General features: G+C 72.4%; 7 protein-coding genes. 5 read left to right on the top strand and 2 right to left on the bottom strand.

Features of this window, described 5'->3' with window-relative positions; all coding sequences use genetic code 11:
• Positions 1–155: 155 nt before the first annotated feature.
• Genes mshA through PINTE_RS19675 form a run of 3 tightly spaced genes read left to right on the top strand, consistent with a single transcriptional unit; the run spans position 156 to position 2777 of the window.
• Positions 156–1448: a D-inositol-3-phosphate glycosyltransferase gene (mshA, locus tag PINTE_RS19685; RefSeq protein WP_068434058.1), complete on the top strand. Its 1293-nt coding sequence runs from the start codon at positions 156–158 to the stop codon at positions 1446–1448.
• Positions 1449–1486: 38 nt separating this feature from the next.
• The gene (locus tag PINTE_RS19680; RefSeq protein ID WP_068434056.1) at positions 1487–2023 is read left to right on the top strand and encodes a type III secretion system chaperone family protein; all 537 of its coding nucleotides are present in this window, start codon (positions 1487–1489) and stop codon (positions 2021–2023) included.
• Positions 2024–2033: 10 nt separating this feature from the next.
• Positions 2034–2777 (top strand): phosphoglyceromutase, encoded by a 744-nt coding sequence (locus tag PINTE_RS19675; protein WP_068434054.1) that lies wholly within the window; start codon positions 2034–2036, stop codon positions 2775–2777.
• 134 nt (positions 2778–2911) lie between these two features.
• On the opposite strand, the gene phoU is transcribed toward PINTE_RS19675, so the two are convergent.
• Positions 2912–3574: a phosphate signaling complex protein PhoU gene (phoU, locus tag PINTE_RS19670; protein WP_068434052.1), complete on the bottom strand. Its 663-nt coding sequence runs from the start codon at positions 3572–3574 to the stop codon at positions 2912–2914.
• 162 nt (positions 3575–3736) lie between these two features.
• On the opposite strand from phoU, the gene PINTE_RS19665 reads away from it, so the two are divergent.
• The gene (locus PINTE_RS19665) at positions 3737–5020 is read left to right on the top strand and encodes a sensor histidine kinase (RefSeq protein ID WP_245643071.1); all 1284 of its coding nucleotides are present in this window, start codon (positions 3737–3739) and stop codon (positions 5018–5020) included.
• Positions 5017–5697, top strand: a complete 681-nt coding sequence (locus tag PINTE_RS19660; RefSeq protein WP_068434050.1) for a winged helix-turn-helix domain-containing protein — start codon at positions 5017–5019, stop codon at positions 5695–5697. The genes PINTE_RS19665 and PINTE_RS19660 overlap by 4 nt, the downstream gene beginning before the upstream one ends.
• Before the next feature lie 99 nt (positions 5698–5796).
• Here PINTE_RS19660 and PINTE_RS19655 read toward each other — a convergent pair whose 3' ends face one another.
• Entirely contained in the window at positions 5797–6471 is a 675-nt protein-coding gene (locus PINTE_RS19655; RefSeq protein WP_157087401.1) for a hypothetical protein, read from the bottom strand.
• Positions 6472–6676: the final 205 nt, after the last annotated feature.

Below are 6676 nucleotides of genomic sequence, written 5' to 3'. Positions count from 1 at the left end.
CGCTCCCGCCCCGCCTGCGCAAGCCCGGCGTCCGCGCAAGCCGGCCGCCCGCGCAAGCCCGCCAAGCCCGCCGTCCGCGCACGCCCAGGGAATGCCCCCGGCCCGCCGGGGTGTTGCACACAAGCGGGTGCCAGCGGAATCGGAGCGGAGGCGTGATGGCCCACCTCAGATCGCTCGAGTCGATCGAGCGGATGGCGATGCTGACCGTGCACACCTCGCCCCTCGACCCGCCGGGCAGCGGCGACGCCGGCGGCCTCAACGTCTACGTCGTCGAAGTCGCCCGCAGGCTCGCCGAACGCGGCGTCGAGGTCGAGATCTTCACCCGCGCCACCACCGCCTCCCTGCCGGAGACGGTCGAGCTGGCCCCCGGCATCCTCGTGCGCCACGTGGTCGCCGGCCCGTACGAGGGCCTCGGCAAGAACGACCTGCCCAGCCAGCTGTGCGCGTTCACCGCGGGCGTCATGCGCGCGGTCGCGGCCCGCCCGGAGGGCCACTACGACCTCGTCCACTCGCACTACTGGCTCTCGGGCCAGGTGGGCTGGCTCGCCGCCGACCGCTGGCAGGTGCCGCTCGTGCACACCATGCACACGATGGCCCGCGTGCAGAACCTCTCGCTGGCCGCGGGCGACCGCCCGGAGCCGGCGCTGCGGGAGATCGGCGAGGCCCAGGTCGTCGCCGCCGCGGACCGGCTCATCGCCAACACCGACGTCGAGGCCCGCGAGCTCGTCGAGCTGTACGACGCCGACCCCTCCCGCGTCGCGGTCGTGCCGCCCGGCGTCGACCTCGACCGGTTCACCCCCGACGGACCCGACGGCCGCGCGCGGGCCCGCGCGCACCTCGGCCTCGATCCCGACGAGCTCGTCGTGCTCTTCGTCGGTCGCATCCAGCCGCTCAAGGCCCCCGACCTGCTCGTCAAGGCCCTGACCCGTCTCAGCGAGCGCGACCCCGGCTCCGAGCTGGCCCGCCGACTGCGGCTCGTCGTGCTCGGCGGCCCCAGCGGCTCGGGCCTGGACCACCCCACCGGCCTCGCCGACCTCGCCCGCGATCTCGGCGTCGCCGACCGCGTGCGGTTCGAGAAGCCCAAACCCCGAGACGAACTCGCCGCCTGGTACCGCGCCGCCGACGTCGTCGGGGTGCCCTCGCACAGCGAGTCGTTCGGGCTCGTGGCGCTCGAGGCACAGGCGTGCGGCACCCCGGTCGTGGCGGCCGATGTCGGCGGCCTGCCGATGGCGGTCGGCGGTGGGGTGCTCGTGCCCGACCACGAGGTCGACTCGTGGGCCGACGCCCTCGCCGGCGTGCTCGCCGACCCCGCCCGTCGCGCGGCGCTGTCCCGGCGCGCGGTGGCTCACGCGGCCCGGTTCGGCTGGCCCGCCACGACGGATCGGCTGCTCGCGGTCTACGGTGAGGCGGTGGCCCACCGCCGGGCCGCGTACCGCACCGCCGGCTGACGCGCGAGGTCCGCCGGTGCACCGCCGAGGGAGGGCCCATGCACGCGGACGACGTCGTCGACAGGGTGCTCGCGTTCGCGCGGGTCAACGAACTGGAGGCGGAGCCGGGCGGGCGCGCGGGCGAGGTCGTCGTCGTGCTGCCGGGGGAGAAGAAGCTCAAGACCGTGGTCTCGCTGCTCGTCGGCGATCGCGACGTCTCGGTCTCCGCGTTCGTCGTGCGCAACCCCGACGAGAACCACGAGGAGGTCTACCGCTACCTCCTCGGGCGCAACCTGCGGATGCGGGCCGGCAACGTCGGCTACGCGATCGACGGCTCCGGTGACGTCTACGTCGTCGGTTCCGTGCCGATCGAGGCCGTCGACGACGCCGCGCTCGACCGGCTCTTCGGCGCGGTGCTCGAAGCCAGCGACACCCCGTTCAACGAGCTGCTGGCCCTCGGATTTCTCAATTCCATGCGGCGCGAATGGGCCTGGCGGGTCTCCCGCGGGGAGTCGTTGCGCAACCTCGAGGCCTTCCGGCACCTTCTCGAACCGGAGCAGTCCGGCTCCGACGCCCAGGAGGCCGCGCGCGACTAGGGTTGGGGCCATGACCTACACCCTCGTACTGCTCCGCCACGGCGAGAGCGAGTGGAACGCCAAGAACCTGTTCACCGGCTGGGTCGATGTGGAGCTGTCCGACAAGGGCCGTTCCGAGGCCGTCTCCGGCGGTGAGCAGCTCAAGGAGGCCGGTGTGCTTCCCGACGTCGTGCACACGTCGCTGCTGCGCCGGGCCATCAACACCGCCAACGCGGCCCTCAACGCCGCCGACCGTCACTGGATCCCGGTCAAGCGCAACTGGCGCCTGAACGAGCGCCACTACGGCGACCTGCAGGGCAAGGACAAGAAGCAGACCAAGGAGCAGTACGGCGAGGAGCAGTTCATGCTGTGGCGCCGCTCCTACGACACCCCGCCCCCGGACATCGCCGACGACAACGAGTTCTCCCAGGCCGGCGACCCGCGGTACGCCGACCTCGGCGCCGACATGCCGAAGACCGAGTGCCTCAAGGACGTCGTCGCCCGCATGCTGCCGTACTGGGAGTCCGACATCGTGCCCGACCTCAAGAGCGGCAAGATCGTGCTCGTCGCCGCGCACGGCAACTCGCTGCGCGCCCTCGTCAAGCACCTCGACGGCATCTCCGACGACGACATCGCCGGGCTGAACATCCCCACCGGCATGCCGCTGGTGTACACGCTCGACGACGACCTCAAGCCCACCGTGCCCGGTGGTGAGTACCTCGACCCGGAGGCGGCGAAGGCGGCCGCCGAGGCCGTGGCCAACCAGGGCAAGTGATCGGCGGGCCGGTACGGTCCGGTCCCCCGTGCGGACCGTCCCGGCCTGCCGCCGCCGGCTCATCTCGGCGGCGGGCACCATGAAACGGCCGGCGACCCGATCAGGGTCGCCGGCCGAATCCGTCTCAGGGAGCGTCAGGCGTTGATCGCGCGGCGGTGGGCCCACTCGCCGGTCACGAGGTAGGCGACCTGCCGGGCCACGGAGACGGCGTGGTCGGCGAAGCGCTCGTAGTAGCGCGACAGCAGCGTCATGTCGATGGCGGCCTCGGTGCCCGCGCTCCAGGTGTCGCCGACGAGCATCGTGAAGACCTCGCGGTGGAGACGGTCCATCGCGTCGTCGTCGCCGTGCAGGTCCTTGGCGCCGTCGACGTCCTTGGCCGCGATGATGGATCCCGCCTTGGCGACGATGCGCTCGGCGAGTTGACCCATCTCGACGATCGTCGCGCGGGCTTCGGCGGGCACGGCCGTCTGCGGGTAGCGCAGGCGCGCGACCTTCGCGACGTGCTCGGCGAGGTCGCCCATCCGCTCCAGGCTCGAGGCCATGTGCAGGGCGGTGACGACGATGCGCAGGTCGGTGGCCACCGGCTGCTGCTGGGCGATGAGCTGAACGGCCATCTCATCGATCTCGTCGCGGATGGTGTCGACGAGGTGGTCCGCCTCGATGACGCCTTCGGCGAGGGAGAGGTCGGCGTCGAGCAACGCCGTCGTCGACCTCGACATCGCGGATCCGACGAGCCGGGTCATCTCGACCAGCCTGTCGGAGATCCGGTCGAGGTCCTCGTGGAACGAGTCGCGCATGGTGTCCTTCTCGGATAGTCGGATCGCGGCGGATAGACCCTCGCAGTTGCTGGTGAACGGGTGTGCGCGCGCAGATGAACAGTAGTTGTCGTCCGGGCGATCTGCCGCCTCACGGGCCCGCACGCGGCATGGACCTGCGCGAACGCGTCGTACGCTGCACACGTGGAGTGGTTGGAAGTTGCCGTTTTGGCGGTGTGTGTCGGGGTTGTCTTGGGCCTCGTCGCGATCCGCCAGTTGCACCCCGGCCGCCCCGGCAGACGCCCCACGGAGACCGAGCCCCGCCGCGCCCGCCCCGCGCTGGCGGGCGACCCGGCGGACGAGATCGACGACGCCGGCGTGGCCGACGTGCTCGCCGTGCTCGGCGACATCGCGATCGCCGTGGACGTCAACGACACCGTCGTCATGCACAGCCAGAGCGCGGTGCCCCTCGGCCTGGTCCGCGACAGCGACCTCACCCACAACGCCCTGCGCACGGTCGTGCGCGGCGTGCGGCGCGACGGCGTCATCCGGCAGATGGACCTGGACGTGCCGCGCGGCCCGATGGGCGAGGGCACCCTCTCTCTCAACGTGCGGGTCGCGCCGCTGGGCGCCCGCCACGTGCTGCTCCTCGTCGAGGACCGCACCCAGGCCCGCCGGGTCGAGGAGGTGCGCCGCGACTTCGTCGCCAACGTCTCGCACGAGCTGAAGACCCCGGTCGGGGGCATCAGCCTGCTCGCCGAGGCCATCGTCGACGCCACCGACGACCCGGAGGCGGTGGCGCGCTTCGCGAGCCGGATCGGCGCGGAGAGCCGCCGCCTCTCGACGCTGGTCGCCGAGATCGTCGAGCTCTCCCGGCTGCAGACCCAGCAGGACGACCCGCCGGACACCCTCGTCGACATGGCCGTCGTCACCCGGGAGGCGGTCGACGCCACGCGCACGCTCGCCGAGGGGCGCGACATCGTGTTCGCCGAGGCCGTCGCCGAGCAGTCCTGGGTCTACGGCGACGCCAACCAGCTGCGCACCGCCGTCGCCAATCTGCTGACCAACGCCGTCAACTACTCGCCGCGGCACACCCGCGTGGCGGTCACCGTGCGCACCCGCGGCTTCGTCATCGAGGTCGCCGTCGCCGACCAGGGCACCGGCATCGCCGCGGCCGACCTCGACCGCATCTTCGAGCGGTTCTACCGCGCCGACCCGGCCCGTTCCCGCGCCACCGGCGGCACTGGCCTCGGGCTGGCGATCGTCAAGCACGTCTGCTCTAACCACGGCGGCGAAGTCACCGTGTGGAGCTCCGAGGGCCACGGCTCGACGTTCACGATCCGGCTCCCGAGCGCCTCGCACGGCCCCGCAGCACCACCCGACACGTCCCCCGCCGCCACCCGCGACCGGGGTGCCACACCGTCCGGCCCACCCGGCCCGACGCCGCCTCAGCACACCCCTACCCCTTCGGAAGAGGTACGTCGATGACCCGCATTCTTGTCGTCGAGGACGAGGTCTCGTTCTCCGACCCGCTGAGCTATCTGCTGACGAAGGAGGGTTACGACGTCGCGGTCGCCGAGACCGGGCCCGACGCGCTCCTGGAGTTCGATCGCGACGGCGCCGACCTCGTGCTGCTCGACCTCATGCTGCCCGGGCTCTCCGGGGTCGACGTGTGCCGCGCGCTGCGGCAACGCTCCTCGGTGCCGGTCATCATGCTCACCGCGAAGGACAGCGAGATCGACAAGGTCGTCGGGCTCGAACTCGGCGCCGACGACTACGTGACCAAGCCGTATTCGAGCCGCGAGCTGCTGGCTCGCATCAAGGCCGTGCTGCGCCGGCTGCACGAGCCCGAGGAGCTGCTACCCGCCAACCTCACCGCCGGCCCCGTGCGCATGGACGTCGACCGGCACATCGTCACCGTCGACGGGCAGACGCTCGCGTTGCCGCTCAAGGAGTTCGAGCTGCTCGAGATGCTGCTGCGCAACGCCGGTCGGGTGCTCACCCGCATGCAGCTCATCGACCGCGTCTGGGGCACCGACTACGTCGGCGACACCAAGACCCTCGACGTGCACGTCAAGCGACTGCGCGCCAAGATCGAGCCCGACCCCGCCAACCCGCGGCACATCGTCACCGTGCGCGGCCTCGGCTACAAGTTCGAGGACTGACCGCGCGGCCGGTTGCCGCGGCGACACGAAAGCCCGCCCCATCGCGAGACGGTGGGGCGGGCTTTCGTCGTGCCGACGTGGCGTTCAGCCGATCTGCGCTCAGCCGGTCGGGCTGGCGGTCGCGGTCGGCGCCGGCTGCTGCGTCGGCGACTGGTTCGGAGCCTGCGTGGGCGACTGCGCCGGAGACTGAGTCGGGCTCGCGGCGGGGGAGCCACCGCCTCCGGCGGGCCCGTAGTTTGCGTAGTACCCCTCCGCCGGGAGCACCGGCGCGTCGACGACCGTCTGGCCGGTGTTGGACCGCACCAGCAGCTGCACCATGGCCCCCGGCGGCACCTGCACCGCGGGCACGGACAGCGCCTGGCCGGAGCCGCTGGTCAACTGGGCGGTGCCGTTGGCGGGCACGTCGACGGCCGCCGCGCCGCTGTCGCCGCCCTGCTGGCCCGCCTGCACGGTGGAGACCGAGATCCGCTCGGGCTGCCCCGAGCCGTTGATCGCCAGACCCACCACGTTGCCCGGGCCGCCCTGCTGCTGCGCGATCACGAGCAGGTTGTTGACGTGCAGCGCACCGATCTGCGCCGAGACGCCGTCACCCGGGTCGTACGTCTTCATCGTCGTGATCTCCGAGGTGTACTGGCACCCGGAGACGGTCAGCGCGAGCGCCGAGCCGGCGACCACCATGCGCAGCGCCCGGCCGGAGCGGGACGTGGCGTCGCGACGTCGCGCGGGCACGGTCGGGGTGGCGGGGCTGGCACCACGAGAGATTCGTCGGTTCACGCGGCTCACCCTACCTGGCCAGGCGCTCCCGCCGCGGCCAACGAGGCAGGACAACAGCGCCCGCCTGTGTTGCCGATGCCACGAATGCGACGGTGGTGCCGACAGAGTTGCCGACGGGGCGATCGGCAGCGCGGGCGATGGCCCGGCCGACAGTGGGCCGGCGGTGCGGTTCGGCGGCGGGTCGGCGGCGGGTCGGCGGTGCGGC

The sequence above is a fragment of the Piscicoccus intestinalis NBRC 104926 genome, assembly GCF_001515525.1.
GTDB lineage: Bacteria > Actinomycetota > Actinomycetes > Actinomycetales > Dermatophilaceae > Kineosphaera > Kineosphaera intestinalis.
Note: the sequence above shows the minus strand (reverse complement) of the source record. Positions and strands in the feature narration are given on the sequence as shown.

What these genes read in the sequence shown, in the direction of transcription:
- PINTE_RS19675 (WP_068434054.1), top strand. Translation starts at nt 2,034, where the DNA reads ATGACCTACACCCTCGTACTGCTCCGCCACGGCGAGAGCGAGTGGAAC.
- phoU (WP_068434052.1), bottom strand. Translation starts at nt 3,574, where the DNA reads ATGCGCGACTCGTTCCACGAGGACCTCGACCGGATCTCCGACAGGCTG.
- PINTE_RS19660 (WP_068434050.1), top strand. Translation starts at nt 5,017, where the DNA reads ATGACCCGCATTCTTGTCGTCGAGGACGAGGTCTCGTTCTCCGACCCG.
- PINTE_RS19680 (WP_068434056.1), top strand. Translation starts at nt 1,487, where the DNA reads ATGCACGCGGACGACGTCGTCGACAGGGTGCTCGCGTTCGCGCGGGTC.
- mshA (WP_068434058.1), top strand. Translation starts at nt 156, where the DNA reads ATGGCCCACCTCAGATCGCTCGAGTCGATCGAGCGGATGGCGATGCTG.